General features: G+C 65.0%; 14 protein-coding genes. 9 read left to right on the plus strand and 5 right to left on the minus strand.

Features of this window, described 5'->3' with window-relative positions; translation table 11 throughout:
• Positions 1 to 654, plus strand: a complete 654-nt coding sequence (locus ESB00_RS07650; RefSeq protein ID WP_164976091.1) for a c-type cytochrome — start codon at positions 1 to 3, stop codon at positions 652 to 654.
• A gap of 138 nt (positions 655 to 792) precedes the next feature.
• Here the strand turns inward: ESB00_RS07650 and ESB00_RS07655 are convergent, their stop codons facing one another.
• On the minus strand, positions 793 to 1,506 hold the full coding sequence (locus tag ESB00_RS07655; RefSeq protein ID WP_129047116.1) for a DUF4412 domain-containing protein: 714 nt from the start codon (positions 1,504 to 1,506) through the stop codon (positions 793 to 795).
• An 85-nt stretch (positions 1,507 to 1,591) separates the two neighbouring features.
• Here ESB00_RS07655 and ESB00_RS07660 point away from each other — a divergent pair, with 85 nt between their 5' ends.
• Positions 1,592 to 2,047 (plus strand): acyl-CoA thioesterase, encoded by a 456-nt coding sequence (locus tag ESB00_RS07660; protein ID WP_129047117.1) that lies wholly within the window; start codon positions 1,592 to 1,594, stop codon positions 2,045 to 2,047.
• Here ESB00_RS07660 and ESB00_RS07665 read toward each other — a convergent pair.
• The 4 genes from ESB00_RS07665 to ESB00_RS07680 all read right to left on the minus strand — a co-directional run bounded on the left by ESB00_RS07665 (position 2,035) and on the right by ESB00_RS07680 (position 6,007).
• A complete protein-coding gene (locus ESB00_RS07665) occupies positions 2,035 to 3,804 on the minus strand; it encodes an adenylate/guanylate cyclase domain-containing protein (RefSeq protein ID WP_129047118.1) in 1,770 nt (589 codons plus the stop codon). The genes ESB00_RS07660 and ESB00_RS07665 overlap by 13 nt on opposite strands.
• 3 nt (positions 3,805 to 3,807) lie before the next feature.
• The gene (locus ESB00_RS07670) at positions 3,808 to 4,446 is read right to left on the minus strand and encodes a cupredoxin domain-containing protein (RefSeq protein ID WP_129047119.1); all 639 of its coding nucleotides are present in this window, start codon (positions 4,444 to 4,446) and stop codon (positions 3,808 to 3,810) included.
• Positions 4,447 to 4,514: 68 nt separating this feature from the next.
• The gene (locus tag ESB00_RS07675) at positions 4,515 to 5,423 is read right to left on the minus strand and encodes a TonB-dependent receptor (RefSeq protein WP_129047120.1); all 909 of its coding nucleotides are present in this window, start codon (positions 5,421 to 5,423) and stop codon (positions 4,515 to 4,517) included.
• Positions 5,420 to 6,007 carry an arylesterase gene (locus ESB00_RS07680; protein WP_246026427.1) on the minus strand — a complete coding sequence of 196 codons (588 nt, stop codon included), beginning with the start codon at positions 6,005 to 6,007 and terminating at the stop codon, positions 5,420 to 5,422. Before ESB00_RS07680 ends, ESB00_RS07675 begins: the two co-directional genes overlap by 4 nt.
• 77 nt (positions 6,008 to 6,084) lie before the next feature.
• On the opposite strand from ESB00_RS07680, the gene ESB00_RS07685 reads away from it, so the two are divergent.
• The 7 genes from ESB00_RS07685 (at position 6,085) to ESB00_RS07715 (ending at position 13,629) form a co-directional block, all read left to right on the plus strand.
• Positions 6,085 to 6,777 carry an ABC transporter ATP-binding protein gene (locus ESB00_RS07685; RefSeq protein WP_129047122.1) on the plus strand — a complete coding sequence of 231 codons (693 nt, stop codon included), beginning with the start codon at positions 6,085 to 6,087 and terminating at the stop codon, positions 6,775 to 6,777.
• Between the two features lie 68 nt (positions 6,778 to 6,845).
• The gene (locus tag ESB00_RS07690; RefSeq protein WP_129047123.1) at positions 6,846 to 7,223 is read left to right on the plus strand and encodes a GxxExxY protein; all 378 of its coding nucleotides are present in this window, start codon (positions 6,846 to 6,848) and stop codon (positions 7,221 to 7,223) included.
• Between the two features lie 42 nt (positions 7,224 to 7,265).
• Positions 7,266 to 9,791 carry an ABC transporter permease gene (locus tag ESB00_RS07695; RefSeq protein WP_129047124.1) on the plus strand — a complete coding sequence of 842 codons (2,526 nt, stop codon included), beginning with the start codon at positions 7,266 to 7,268 and terminating at the stop codon, positions 9,789 to 9,791.
• A gap of 142 nt (positions 9,792 to 9,933) precedes the next feature.
• Positions 9,934 to 10,386, plus strand: coding sequence for an FKBP-type peptidyl-prolyl cis-trans isomerase (locus ESB00_RS07700; protein ID WP_129047125.1), 453 nt, complete (start codon positions 9,934 to 9,936; stop codon positions 10,384 to 10,386).
• A gap of 18 nt (positions 10,387 to 10,404) precedes the next feature.
• A complete protein-coding gene (gene ppgK, locus ESB00_RS07705) occupies positions 10,405 to 11,139 on the plus strand; it encodes a polyphosphate--glucose phosphotransferase (RefSeq protein WP_129047126.1) in 735 nt (244 codons plus the stop codon).
• Between the two features lie 337 nt (positions 11,140 to 11,476).
• Entirely contained in the window at positions 11,477 to 12,850 is a 1,374-nt protein-coding gene (locus ESB00_RS07710) for an efflux RND transporter periplasmic adaptor subunit (protein WP_129047127.1), read from the plus strand.
• Between the two features lie 44 nt (positions 12,851 to 12,894).
• Positions 12,895 to 13,629 (plus strand): ABC transporter ATP-binding protein, encoded by a 735-nt coding sequence (locus ESB00_RS07715; RefSeq protein WP_129047128.1) that lies wholly within the window; start codon positions 12,895 to 12,897, stop codon positions 13,627 to 13,629.
• Positions 13,630 to 13,653 lie beyond the last annotated feature (24 nt).

Consider the following 13,653-nt stretch of genomic DNA (forward strand, 5'->3'; position numbering starts at 1 on the left):
ATGAGCGCCAATCACGACAACAAGTTCAACTTCGAGGCCTCCGCCGCGAGTGATGACAGCATCCGCGAGGTCCACGCCAAGCTGCAGAGCAACAAGCCCGACAAACCCCACGGTTATCCGGCGCTCCCGCTCGTGATGCTTGGCATCATGTGCTGCGTCGGTTTCTTCGGCTCCATCTACATGGTGCATTACTCGATTCGCTTCGACCCGCTCGTGGTCAACGCGCACGCGAACCGCGCCAAGCCGGGTGAAAAAGCCGCCGTTACGCTCACCCGCGCTCAGCTGGGCAAATCCATTTACACGGCCAACTGCATTGCCTGCCACCAGGCCACCGGTGGCGGCGTGCCGGGTGCCTTCCCTCCGCTCGCTGGATCCGAGTGGGTGGCGGGGAGCGAGGAGCGTCTCGTGCGCATCGTGCTGCACGGCCTGCAGGGCCCCATCAAGGTCGCGGGCAACGACTATAACAACGTCATGGCGCCACTGGGCGCCGTCCTGAAGGACGAGCAGATTGCCAACGTGCTCTCCTATGTTCGCCAGACCTGGGGCAACAACGCCCCCGATGTGGAGCCCGCGACGGTTGCGAGGATTCGGGCCGAAACCGCCTCGCACTCCGGTTACTGGACCGCGGAAGAGCTGCTCAAGATCGGCAACTGAGCACGAAGGGATTTTTTCAATACGAAGGCCGGGCATTTCGCCCGGCCTTTTTGCTGGGGTGATCGTGGAGCCGGGGCTTCCTCGCCCCGGTGGTTACGATCAACCGGCCCGAAGGCGGGCCGGCTTCAGGGAAATGATTCAGCCGCCGCCCATGCCCTTCAGCATGTCCCCCATGTTGGGCATTTGGAACTTCTGCCAGCCGGCGGGGGGCTGGAACAGCGAGGCGGGCAGGCTGCCGGGTTCAACCTTGGTGGCCTCCATGCGGAAGGTTTCCTTGCTTTTGCCGTCACGGCTCACGACGCGGAGAGGAAAGCCGGGCTTGCCCTTGAATTTTTCCTCCCAGCTGGCGCCGGCCTTTTTCTTGCCGCCGAACATGCCGCCCATGGGGCCGCCACCGCCGCCGTTTTCACCCAGGCCCATGAACACGCCCAACCCCTCGGCGATCCAGAGCTCGGTGGTGCTGTTTTTGTCCTTGGTGACGTATTCGTCGCACTTGTAGCCGAGGATGGTCTCCGTGCGGCCGGTCTTCTCGATGTCAGGCTCCTTGCCTTCCATCTTCTTGGCGGCCTTTTCGACGGTGCCCTTGAGCTGCATGACCATATACATCTTTTCGGAGGGCATCAGCATCATCATCTCCATTTTCTTCAGGTCCATGATGCTGGCGAAGGACTGGCCGTCGGCCTGCATGTCGATCCGGATGGCATTTTCCTTGATGGAGTAATCCATCACCTGCGGTTTGCCTTTGCCGGCGGTGATGTTGAGCGAGAGCTTGCCCTCGAAGGCCGAGGCCGCGTGGGCGAGCGTGGCGGTGAAGAGCGTGCCCACCGCAAGCAGACGAAGTAAGGGATTCATGCGCGCAGCCTACGCCCGCCCGGTTGCGACACAAGCCGCGGATTAAGGGCGTTGCCAAGGGGCCACGCGGCCGCAGGCTTCGGGCATGCCCTCCGAGTTCCGCCTGCAGCGCACGGTTGAGTTCTGCGAGACCGACATGGCCGGGATCATGCACTTCTCGAATTTCTTCCGCTGGATGGAGGCCTGTGAGGCCGGCTTTTACCGCTCCCTGGATCTGCCGCTCATTTCCTTCGTGCCGGGCAACGTCGTGGGCTGGCCGCGCGTGACCGCGAGCTGCACCTACAAGGAGCCGCTCCGCTTCAATGAAACCGCCGAGGTCCGCCTGCTCATCAAGGAGCTCCGCACCCGGGCGGTCATCTACGTCTTCCAGTTTCGGAAGCTCGACGCAGCCGGCACGGTGCTGCCGCCCGTGGTCGCACAGGGTGAAATCGCCGCGGTCTGCGTGACGGCCGACGCGTCCGGCAAGATGGTGGCCCAGCCGATCCCGGCCGCAGTGCGCGCGAAATTGGAGCCGGCCCCGGCGTCGGCCTACACCGTGTAGGGCGCCCGGGTTTCTCCCTTGGCGGAGAGCGCGAAGATTTTCACCGGGGTGGCCTTGCCCTTGACCAGCACCTCGCCGAGCTCGCGCGCGGCCGGCGGCGGCTGCATGGCGTTGAGCGTCGCCTCGCTGACGATGACCGGCGAGGCGTAGGCGGGGTCCTTGGTCAGGCCTTCCAACCGGGAGGCGAGGTTCACACCGTCGCCGATCACGGTGTAGTTGAGGCGGTTTTTGGAGCCCATGTTGCCTGCCACGACCCGCGCGGTGTTGATGCCGATGCCGAAGGCGAGCGCGGGCTTGCCCTCGGCAACGAGCTCGCGGTTCAGGAGATCCAGCGCCCGGGCCATCTCGCGCGCGGCGCTGACCGCGCGGTTGGCGGCCTCGGGGATGGCGATGGGCGCGCCGAAGAGGGCCATGATCGCGTCGCCGATGTATTTGTCGATCACGCCGCCGTGGCGCTCGATGATCGAGCTCATGCGGTCGAGGTAGCGGTTGAGCAGGGCCAGCATCTCGGTGGGCGGCATCCGTTCGCTCATGCCGGTGAAGTTGCGCAGGTCGCAGAACAGGATGGTGACCTCGCGCTCCTCGCCGCCGAGCTTGAGGTCGGACTGAAGGAGCTGCGTGGCGATCTCGGGCGACACGACCTTGCCGAGAAGATTGCGCACCTTGTCGCGCTCGGCCAGGCCGTCGGTCATCTGGTTGAAGGCGGTGGCCAGCTGCCCGAGTTCGTCCGCCCGCGGCAAGTCGATGTGTTGGGTGTAGTCACCCTCGGCCACGAGCTTGGTATGCCGGGCCAGCTGCTGCATCGGGCGGCTCACCCCGCGTGCGATGGCGAAGGCCACACCCGTCGCGGCCAGCAGGGCGGCGAGGGAGATGTAGAGGACTACCCGCTCCAGCTCCCGGGCGGGCGCCAGTTCGGCGGCGAGGGAACGCTGGAGGGCGATGCTGGCGGGGGCTTCCTCAATCAATTCCAGCGGTTCAAGCAGTGTAACATACGGTTCACCGGCCAGAGAGAGCTCCTCGGTCCGGTCGGGGTGCGCGTTCAGGTGGCGCACCAAATCCTCCGCCATGCCGGTATCGAGGGTGGTGGAAAGCACGCGCAGGCCACCGGTCGCAGGATTCGTAAGGAAGGTGACATCCAGCTTGGAGGTCTGCTTGATCGCCTGCGCAAAGGAGTCGATGGGGTAGGCGAGGCCAAACCAGCCGGCGATGTTCGGCCGCGGGGCATAAAGCGGGGCCAGCACGACCACATGCAGTTTGCCGCCCAGGTAACAGTAGCCGCTGCTCTGCTCCAGATCCTGCCCGGTGGATTTCGCGATCAGATGACGGAAGGGCGCGACATTGGCCCCCGCCAGTTCACGATTGGCGGAAGTGTCGGCCAGGATTTCTCCGTCGAGATCGAACAGCGCGATGATCGGAAGCACCGAGTCTTCGTTGAACTGCATGCGTTCCGTGTAACTCACAAGAGTGGAGCGGAGCGTTTCGCGGTCGATCGGCTCCTTGATGATCACCGAGCGCATGGCGTAATCGTTGCTGAGCACCATGGCGAAGCCGGTGAGGTATTCGATCCGGTTGGTGAGGTTCAGCCGGAAGTTTTCCGCGCCTCCGCGCAGATTCTGGGCGATGTGCTCGCGGGCGTTCGCCTCGTTGGCGCGGGTCACCAGCAGATAGACCGAGGCCTGCACGATGGCGAACAACCCGGCCAGCAGCAGGAGCAGCTGCGTGCTGAAGCGTCGGAAACGGAAGAGCCGCCGGGCCACGGGTCAGCGGTAGCCGCCGGTCTTGCCGCCGGTGGCGCGGCGCACGCGCCGGTCGGGTTTGAGGGTGAGGGGGGCGGAAGCCTGCGCGGCTGAACCGTCGCTGAGCGTGACCTCGCGTGTGTCAGGCTTGCCCAGACGCGGGTGCCAGATTTCGAGGCGGTAGCGGCCGGCCGGGGCGCTGATGCGGGCCGCGCCCTGGTCGTCGGTCTTGGCGAACCAGGGTGTCGGCACCACCACGACGTGCGAGATCATCCAGTCGTGGATGTTGCAGCCGATGGTAACCTGGCCTTCCACCTCAAAGACGATGGATTCGGTCTGGCCGGGGTTGTAGAGCGGGAGTTCGAAGCGACGCGGACGGGAGAGGGAATAGACGTGGTGCTGCACGTTGTCGCGATTGGGCAGCATCACGTGGGTGCCGGTTTGCACGACCGTGAGAAAGACGGAGAATTCCTGGTCCTGCTGCACAATCTCCACTTTGGCGTCGGCCGGGACCGGCGGGGCGGGCTGGTCGAGCGGGATGAGCGAGACGGCGGCCTCGGCGAGGGGCTCTCCGCCCTTGGCGTTGGTGACGGTGCAGCTGAATTCAGCGGCCCGCAGGGACACCGCCAAGGTCAGGAACAGGATGGCGCGAAGGACGAACATGGTCGGGCGGGGGGAGGAACGGCCGGAGCATACAGGTTTGTCGGTCCCTGCGAAGCGAAGAATCGCGCTCAGAAGCGATGGCTCAGGCCCACACTCCAGGAATCGGTCGGATAGGTGACGCCCACGCGGTTGACGACATAGGCGGCCGAGCGGCGCAACTCGAGCGACGTGCGGTCGGAGACGGAGAAACCGAGCGAAACCGACCAGAGGTCCACGTCAGCCTCGACGTTGTAGGACACCCAGCCTTCGCCGTAGAGGTGGGTGGTCGTCCAAGGGCGAGAAGTGTAGTAGTTGAGGATGGTCGGGCCGAAGCCCCCGGCGAGCATCGTGCTCCAGACCGGCCAGGAGGCGTTGGCCACGATGTCGCCGGAAAGCCGGCCGGCGCTCCCGGAGAGGCTCCAGCGGTCGCTGATGTCCCAGTGGACCTCGGCCGAGTAGGACTCCTGGCCGAGGTCGAAGGTGTCGCGCCGGGCCGAGTGCTCGAGCCAGCTGGCATTGGCGACGAGCCGGAGGTTGGGGAGCACGCGCTTGGAGAGCTGCAGCCCGGCCTCCGTGGTCCAGCCGCGGTCAGCGGCGAGACGAGCGTCCTTGTAGCCGGCCGAGGCGGTGAGCTGCAGCACGGTGGCCTGCGGGCCGAGGCCGAACTTGCGTTGCAGGGTCAGCCGGCCGCCGAGGCGGTTGTGGTTGGTCAGCTCGTAGTCGGGCACGGCGAGGGTCGACAGCTCGGCCGAGGCAATAAGGAGGAGGTTCCGGGAGAGCTGCCGGCTGTGCGTGCTGTTCAGGGATAGTTCGTAGGTCTCGGCATCTTTGCGCGTGGCTTCATTTGAAGTGCGGCTGATGTTGCCCGTCTGGCCGAACGTGCCGCTGGCGCTGAGGTGCAGGTTTTCCAGCCAGGAGGGGGTGGCGGTTTCGCGTTGGGCGAAGCCGGACGACAGAGCCAGCAGGAACGCGGAAAAAAGACTGAGGCAGGACTTCAAAGCAGGGGGTGAAGGACGGTCCAGACGGTCTCGGCCACGATTTGGTGGCCTTGAGGGGTTGGGTGGATACCGTCGGGCAAGTTGAGGCTAGCCACGCCGCCCACGCCTTCAAGGAGGAAGGGAATGAGCACGGCTTCCGTCTTCCGGGCAACTTCCGGGAAAATGGCGGCGAATTCGCGAGTGTGTTCGGGGCCCATGTTGGTCGGCATCTGCATGCCGGCGATCACCACTTTTACGTCTGGTTGGCGCTGCCGGATGCGTTGGATCATCGCCTCGAGATTGGCCCGCGTGGTGGCGGGTGGGATGCCGCGCAAGCCGTCGTTGCCGCCGAGCTCGATCACAAAGATGTCCACCTTTTGTTTCAGGATCCAATCGAGACGCCGCAACCCGCCGGAGCTGGTCTCGCCGCTGAGACCGGCGTTGACCACGCGCCAAGTTTTGCCCGCCTCGTCGATTTTTTTCTGGATGAGGGCCGGGTAGGCCTCGTCAGGGTCCACGCCATAGCCGGCGGTCAGGCTGTCGCCGAAAAAAATCACGGTTTTGAATTCCGCCGCGACCGCGTTGACGGCCAGCCAGAGCAGCATAAAGGCCGTTCGCCACGATTGGCTTTTGCGCTTTGGGGGAAGTTCACTCTTGTTCGGGGCCATATTTGATTCCCGCAATGAGTGTCCAATCCATCCTGAAAGTCCAGCGCCTGACCAAGACCTATGCCACCGCCGCCGGGCCGCTCACCGTGCTTCAGGAGGTGGCGTTCGAGATCCCGGCCGGCGGCACCTGCGCCATCGTGGGACCCTCGGGCAGCGGCAAGACGACCCTCTTGGGGCTATGCGCGGGCCTGGACCAGCCTTCGACCGGGACGGTGGAGCTGGCCGGTCGCGAGATCGGCGGCTTGACCGAGGACGAGCGTGCCCTTGTACGCAACGAGAGCGTCGGGTTCGTGTTCCAGAACTTCCAGCTCATCCCCACGCTTACTGCCTTGGAGAACGTGCTCGTGCCGCTCGAGCTGCGCGGCAACGGCGTGAAGGAATCGGATGCCGCCGAGTTGCTCGCCCGCGTCGGGCTCGGCGGCCGGCTCGACCATTATCCCATGCAACTGTCCGGCGGCGAACAGCAGCGCGTGGCGCTGGCCCGGGCCTTCATCAATCGCCCGCGTATACTCTTTTGCGACGAACCGACCGGCAACCTCGACGGCGACACGGCGCACGCCATGGCCGACCTGATCTTCGGCCTCAATCGCGAGCGCGGGACGACGCTGGTGCTGGTGACCCACGATCTCGAACTCGCCCGCCGCACCCAGCGCGTGATCCGCCTCCGCTCCGGGGCGGTGATCTCGGACGAAGCCACCGGAATTTAGGTCACTATCCAAACCAACAAGACACAGCGGGCCCACGGAACACACGGAATACACGGAAAGACCTGACCATGAAAAAGCTGATCAACGAAAAGGAGACCTACAGGATTCTAGGAGCCTGCTTTGAAGTCTATAAGGAGAAGGGATGCGGCTTCCTGGAGGCGGTATATCAGGAATGCCTCGAACATGAATTTGATCTTCAGCAACTGCCGGCCAAGAGCCAGGTGACTCTGCCGCTGACCTACAAAGGGCGAAAATTAAAGAAGACTTACGAAGCAGATTTCATCTGTTTCGACCGGGTCTTGCTGGAGATCAAGGCGGTCTCAAAGCTGACCGACGAGCACCGTGCGCAGCTCCAAAATTATCTGCATGCCACAGGTCTCGGAGTCGGGTTGCTGGTGAATTTCGGGCACTACCCCAAAGTGGAACATGAACGCTATGTGCTCTAACTTTTCCGTGTATTCCGTGTGTTCCGTGGGCCATCCCCTCTCATGAACTTCATCCTCAAGATGGCCTGGCGCGACACGCGCGCTTCGCGGCGGCGGTTGCTGCTGTTTTCGCTGGCGATCGTGCTCGGGGTGGCGGCGCTCGTCGCGGTCGGCTCGGTGCGCGACAATCTCCGGCTCGCGATTGAGCAGCAGACCAAGTCGCTGCTCGGCGCCGACCTCACCGTCAATTCCCGCACGGAGTTTCCGGAGGACGCGGCGAAGCATTTTGCCACGCTGGGGGAGGACCGGGCGCGGGAAATTTCCTTCAATTCCATGCTGATCGTGCCGCGCGAGGGCGGGCCGACGCGCCTCGTGCAGGTGCGCGCTATTGAGGGGGAGTTTCCCTTCTACGGTGACTTTGACACCGAACCGGCCGGCGCCCGTGCGTCGCTGCGCGACGGCATGAACGCCGTGCTTGAGGAAAGCCTGATGGTCCAGTTTGGCCTGAAGGCCGGCGACTCCGTGCGTCTGGGTACCGCAATCTTCACGGTGGCCGGCGGCCTGCGGGCGATCCCGGGCGAGGCGGCGGCGGTCACGCAGATGGCCCCGCGGGTTTTTGTGCCCTTGGCCACGGTTGGGGGCACCGGACTGCTCAAGCAGGGCAGCCTTTCGCGGCACCGCCTGTATTTCAAATTTCCGGAGAAATTCGATGTGCAGGCCCTGGAGCGGGACCTGCGTGAACGCTTCCGGGAGCACCGCTTCGGCTACGACACCGTCGAGGAGCGGAAGCGCGAACTGGGGCAGTCCATCCAGAACGTGAACGCCTTCCTGAGCCTGGTCGGCTTTGCCTCGCTGTTCCTTGGCGCCATTGGCGTGGCCAGTGCGATCCACGCCCACATCCGGCAAAAGATTCCCACCGTGGCCATGCTGCGCTGCCTGGGGGCCACGGCGCGCACCGCCCTGGCCATCTACCTTGTGCAGGGCCTGAGCCTCGGCCTCATTGGCGCCACCCTGGGCGCACTGCTCGGACTCGGCGTGCAGATGGCGCTGCCGATGCTGGTCAATGAGTTTCTCCCGTTCACCTTTGAGCTGGCGGTATCGTGGGGCGCCCTGTTCCGCGGGCTCGGTGCCGGTGTGGTCGTGAGCGTGCTCTTTGCCTTGCTGCCCTTGCTGGAAGTGCGGCGCGTGTCCCCGTTGCTGACGCTCCGTTCGGCCTATGTGGCCGCACCGGGCCGGGATCTGTGGCAACTGGGCCTGCTGGTGGTGATCGGCTGCCTGGTGTTCGGTTTCGCCTGGTGGCAGACGGGACGCCTGCAATGGGGTCTGGGGTTTTCGGGCGCGCTGCTCGTGAGTTTCGGCGTCCTCGCCGGGCTGGCCCGGGTCGTGTCGTGGCTGGCCCGCCGGTTCACCCCCCGCGGCCTGCCCTACGCGTGGCGCCAGGGCGTGGCCAATCTCCACCGGCCCAACAACCGCACGCTGCTCCTGCTGGTGTCACTCGGCCTCGGGACGTTCCTCATGATGACGCTCTACCTGTCGCGCGACACGCTGATTGGTCAACTGCGCGTGGTGGGCGGGGGCGACCGGCCCAACCTGATGCTGTTCGACATCCAGGACGATCAGGTCGAGCCGTTGAAGAAGCTCCTCGCCGACAACGGCGCGCCCGTGCGCCAGCATGCCCCGATCATCACGATGCGCATTGCTTCGGTCAAAGGCCGCGCCACCGGCGATATTCTGAAGGAGAAGGATTCCCGCGTGCCGGCGTGGACGCTGCGCCGCGAGTATCGCTCGACCTATCGCCGTGCGCTCACCGACAGCGAAAAGGTTACGGCGGGCACCTTCACCGGCCGGGTGACAGACGAGCCGGAAGTCGTGCCCGTCTCGATGGACGAGAACCTCGCGCGCGACCTGCAGGTCGCGCTCGGTGATGAAATCGTGTTCGACGTGCAGGGCGTGCCGGTGAAGGCAAAGGTGGACAGCCTGCGGCAGGTGGACTGGCGCCGGATGCAGGCGAACTTTTTCCTCGTGTTCCCCGAGGGCGCGCTGGAGGCCGCACCGAAGTTTCACATCATGGCGCTGCGCGTGGCCGATGCGACGCAGTCCGCCCGCGTGCAGCAGGCGGTGGTGCGCGATCATCCCAACGTCTCGGCCATCGATCTCGCGCTCATCATCCGGACGATCGACGGGGTTTATACGAAGGCCTCGTTTGTGGTGGAGTTCCTCGCCCTGTTCACGGTGATCACCGGCGGCATCGTGCTGGCGGGGGCCGTGCTCATCGGCCGCTCACAACGCGTGCGCGAGAGCGTGCTGTTGCGCACGCTGGGCGCCACCAAGGCGCAGGTGAACCGCATCATGTTCGCGGAGTATCTCGCGTTGGGCACGCTCGCCGCCGCCGTCGGCGCGGTGCTGGCCGTCGGCGCCAACTGGGCGCTGGCCTGGCAGGTTTTCCAAGTCAAATGGACCGCGCCGTCGGCGGGGGTGCTGCTCGGTGGCTGGGCGGTCGTGAGTGCGCTGACCGTCTTGACCGGCTGGATCTCCAACCGCGGCATCTGCGACCACCCGCCGCTGGCGGTGCTGCGGGAGGAAACGTAACCCGGCCGGCGGCCGGGAAGTAACAAGGATCAGGATCTCAAGTATCAGGAAAGAATCTGCAGAACCCCGTGGGTTGGTCTCTTGTTACTTGGAAACTTGTTACTTGATACTTGGCCGGAGGCCGCCGTCACTTGGCCTGCCCATGTCCGCTCTCCACCTGACCTTCCACTACACTTTGCGCAACCGCGAGGGGCGCGTGCTGGACACCTCGCGCGGGGGCGAGCCGCTCAATTGCGTGCAGGGGGCCGGACAGATTATCGAGGGCCTGGAGGCTGAACTGGTGACCATGCAGGCGGGCGAGAAACGCAGCGTGATTGTGCCGCCGGAGCGGGGTTACGGCCTGCGCGAAGAGGCCATGATCCAGAAGGTTCCGCGGGCGCGACTGCCGGTGGACGACGTGAGAGTGGGGGACCAGTTCCAGACCGGGCCCGACCGGCAAGACCCGGTGGTAACCATTGTGGCCGTCGAGGGCGACCAGGTGCTGCTCGACGCGAATCACCCGCTGGCCGGCCAGGATTTGCATTTTGAGGTGGAGTTGGTCGCCCGGCGCGCGGCGACGCCTGCGGAGTTGCAAGCCGTCGGTCTGCCGGCGTAGTTTCCCGGCCCCTAACCCATGAAAGTTCTCGGCATCGACATCGGTGGCTCGGCCTTCAAAGGCGCGCCTGTGGACCTCAAGACCGGCCGCCTGTTGGCCGAGCGTCATCGCGTGGAAATAAAATCGCCGTGTTCGATCAAAGAGGGCGTGGCCGCGGCGCGCGAGATCGCGCGGCATTTCAAATGGAAGGGACCGGTCGGCATTGGTTTTCCCGGCATTATCGAAGCCGGTCGCATCGGCGAGGTCGGCAACCTCGGTGACGTATGGGTCGGCCAGAACGGCGCCGCGCTTTTTCGCCGGGCAACCGGTTGCCCCGTGCGCCTGCTCAACGACGCCGATGCCGCCGGTCTGGCCGAGATGCAATTCGGCCGGGGCCGGGGCAAGACTGGCACGGTCATTCTGCTCACGTTTGGCACCGGCATCGGCTCGGCGCTTTTCCGCGACAGTCGCCTGCTGCCCAATGCGGAGCTCGGCCACATTCCGTGGCGGGGCAAACCCTTCGAACGCTACGCCGCCGCCTCGGTGCGCAAGCGCGCCCGCCTCGATTGGCCCGAATGGGCCGCCCGCGTGAACGTCTATCTGGCCGTGGTTGAGCGCCTGTTCGCCCCCAAGCTGCTCATCCTCGGTGGCGGCGTGAGCAAGAAGGCGGACAAGTTCCTGCCCTACATCAAGGCGCAGGCCAAGGTGGTGCCGGCCCGCCTGCACAACGACGCCGGCATCGTCGGGGCCGCGCTCGCCTGGGCGCGCCCCTAAGGCGATTGCCGGCTGGCCGCCATCCATCCGGCCGGGGCTCCGCTCATCAAAACCGGGTGCAACTTTCCCGGGATTCGCGTGTGATACGCCCATGCACGACACCAACCGCCGTCCCGCGCGCCCTGTCCACCCGGTGCTGCGGCCGACCGCGAAAAACAGCTCTTTCACCGCTCAGCGGTTCCCAGCCGTTTCGGCCCGGTCATTCTCGCGCCTGTTCGTAGTTATCTGTTGTGTGACAGGGGAGCCCCTCGGGGCTCCCCTGTGTGTTTCGGCCCGGGAGTAATCGCTGGCCAAGTCCGTCCCTTTTCACCCAATCTATCCGACCCAACTGATTCCCATGTCCGCCCCTGCGAACCAATTCACCGCCCCGGCCTCCGCCGCGCCCAAGAAGAAATCACGCCGCACCCTCTGGCTGATCATCGCCATCGTGGTGGTGGCAGTCGTGGCCGGCGCCGCCGCCGTTGCGAACAAGCGCAAGGACAAGTCCATCGTCGTCACGACGGACAAGGCTGTCGTCAAGAGCATCACCCAGACGGTCAACGCCACCGGCAAGGTCCAGCCCGAGACCGAGGTGAAAATCGCCCCCGAGGTCGCCGGTGAGATCATCGAGATGCCCTTCCGCGAGGGCGCCAAGATCAGCAAGGGCGACCTGCTCGTCAGCATCCGCGCCGACAACTACCGCTTCCAGGTCGAACAGCAGGAGGCCGGGCTTGTCGCCGCCAAGGCCTCGAGCCTCTCCACCAAGGTCAACCTCCTGAAGGCCGAGGAGGACTTCAAGCGCGACCAGGACCTTTACCAGAAGCAGCTTATTTCCGACTCCGCCCTTACCGCCAGCAAGACCGCCTTCGAGAGCGCCAAGGCGAACTACGATAGCGCGCTGGCCAACATCGCCCGCACCGAGGGCCTCCTCAACCAGATGCGCGACCAGCTCGCCAAGGCGATCATCTACTCGCCGATCGACGGCACCGTCACCGCCCGCACCAGCGAGGTCGGCGAGCGTGTCGCCGGCACCGGCCAATACGGCGGCGCCGAGATCATGCGCATCGCGAATCTCGCCAACATGGAGGTCCGCGTGAACGTGAACGAAAACGACGTCATCAACGTCAAGATCGGCGACAAGGCCCGCATCGCGGTGGACGCCTACCCGAACCGCCGCTTCAACGGCCAGGTTTGGGAAATCGCCTCCTCCGCCCGCACCCTCGGCCAGAACACCCAGGAAGAGGTGACCAACTTTATCGTGCGGATCCGCATCCTCGACAACGACGCCACCCTCCGCCCCGGCATGAGCGCCAATGCTGACATCGAGACCAAGTCCGTGACCGATGTCGTGGCCGTGCCCATCCAGTCGGTTACCGTTCGTTCCAAGGAGGGCGCCAAGACCATCGACGACCTCGCCAAGGAGCGTGACAAGAAGGCCAAGGAGACTCAGGGCGAAGGTGCGCAGGCCGCGGTCAACCAGAAGCAGCAGAGAGATGCCGAGCGCGCCGACCGCGAGGCCCTGCAGCGCGTCGTGTTCCTGCGCGACGGTGACAAGGTCAAGATGGTCAACGTCGAGACCGGCATCGCCGACACCACCCACATGGAGATTAAGTCGGGCCTGAAGAAGGACGACGAAATCGTCACGGGCCCCTTCAGCGTCGTCACCCGCACGCTCAAAGACGGCGACAAGGTCCGCCTCGAGGCACCCAAGAAGCCCGCTGAGAAAAAATAAATGCTGAAGGGCGGGATCGCCGAACCCCGCCGCTTACGCCCACCATGACACCTTCCCCCGCACCCGCCTTTGAGCGCGTCACGCGCCCTCCGGGCAAACTCGTCATCAAGATTGATGGCGTGACGAAGCTCTACCAGATGGGCGACGAGACCATCCGCGCCCTGCGCGGCGTCGCGCTCGAGATCCGGCGCAACGAGTATCTCGCCATCATGGGGCCCTCGGGCTCCGGCAAGTCCACCCTGATGAACATGCTGGGCTGCCTCGATACGCCCACCGCCGGCCACTACGACTTCAACGGCAAGAACGTGGCGCACATGTCCGACGACGAGCTGGCCGACATCCGCAACCGCGAGATCGGGTTCGTCTTCCAGACCTTCAACCTGCTGCCGCGCTCCAACGCCCTGCACAACGTTGAGCTGCCCCTCATTTACGCCGGTGTTTCCCGTCACGAGCGCATCGAGCGAGCGAAGCAGGCGCTGCAGCACGTCGGCCTGGGCGACCGCATGCATCACCGGCCCAACGAACTTTCCGGCGGCCAGCGCCAGCGTGTGGCCATCGCCCGCGCCCTCGTCACCCGCCCGTCCATCATCCTCGCCGACGAGCCCACCGGCAACCTCGACTCCCGCACCGGCGTCGAAATCATGGCGCTCTTCGAGCAGCTCTACGAGCAGGGCAACACGATCATCGTCGTCACCCACGAAGAGGACATCGCCCGCCACGCCCGCCGTATCGTGCGACTGCGCGACGGCTTGATCGAATCCGACGCGCCGGCGTCCTGAGTTTTTTAATTTTTGAATTTTGGT

This window comes from Oleiharenicola lentus, assembly GCF_004118375.1.
Classification (GTDB): Bacteria; Verrucomicrobiota; Verrucomicrobiia; order Opitutales; family Opitutaceae; genus Lacunisphaera; species Lacunisphaera lenta.

Coding starts and splice junctions, on each gene's coding strand:
- ESB00_RS07650 (WP_164976091.1), top strand. CDS start 1: ATGAGCGCCAATCACGACAACAAGTTCAACTTCGAGGCCTCCGCCGCG.
- ESB00_RS07655 (WP_129047116.1), bottom strand. CDS start 1,506: ATGAATCCCTTACTTCGTCTGCTTGCGGTGGGCACGCTCTTCACCGCC.
- ESB00_RS07660 (WP_129047117.1), top strand. CDS start 1,592: ATGCCCTCCGAGTTCCGCCTGCAGCGCACGGTTGAGTTCTGCGAGACC.
- ESB00_RS07670 (WP_129047119.1), bottom strand. CDS start 4,446: ATGTTCGTCCTTCGCGCCATCCTGTTCCTGACCTTGGCGGTGTCCCTG.
- ESB00_RS07680 (WP_246026427.1), bottom strand. CDS start 6,007: ATGCTGCTCTGGCTGGCCGTCAACGCGGTCGCGGCGGAATTCAAAACC.
- ESB00_RS07685 (WP_129047122.1), top strand. CDS start 6,085: ATGAGTGTCCAATCCATCCTGAAAGTCCAGCGCCTGACCAAGACCTAT.
- ESB00_RS07690 (WP_129047123.1), top strand. CDS start 6,846: ATGAAAAAGCTGATCAACGAAAAGGAGACCTACAGGATTCTAGGAGCC.
- ESB00_RS07695 (WP_129047124.1), top strand. CDS start 7,266: ATGAACTTCATCCTCAAGATGGCCTGGCGCGACACGCGCGCTTCGCGG.
- ESB00_RS07700 (WP_129047125.1), top strand. CDS start 9,934: ATGTCCGCTCTCCACCTGACCTTCCACTACACTTTGCGCAACCGCGAG.
- ppgK (WP_129047126.1), top strand. CDS start 10,405: ATGAAAGTTCTCGGCATCGACATCGGTGGCTCGGCCTTCAAAGGCGCG.
- ESB00_RS07710 (WP_129047127.1), top strand. CDS start 11,477: ATGTCCGCCCCTGCGAACCAATTCACCGCCCCGGCCTCCGCCGCGCCC.
- ESB00_RS07715 (WP_129047128.1), top strand. CDS start 12,895: ATGACACCTTCCCCCGCACCCGCCTTTGAGCGCGTCACGCGCCCTCCG.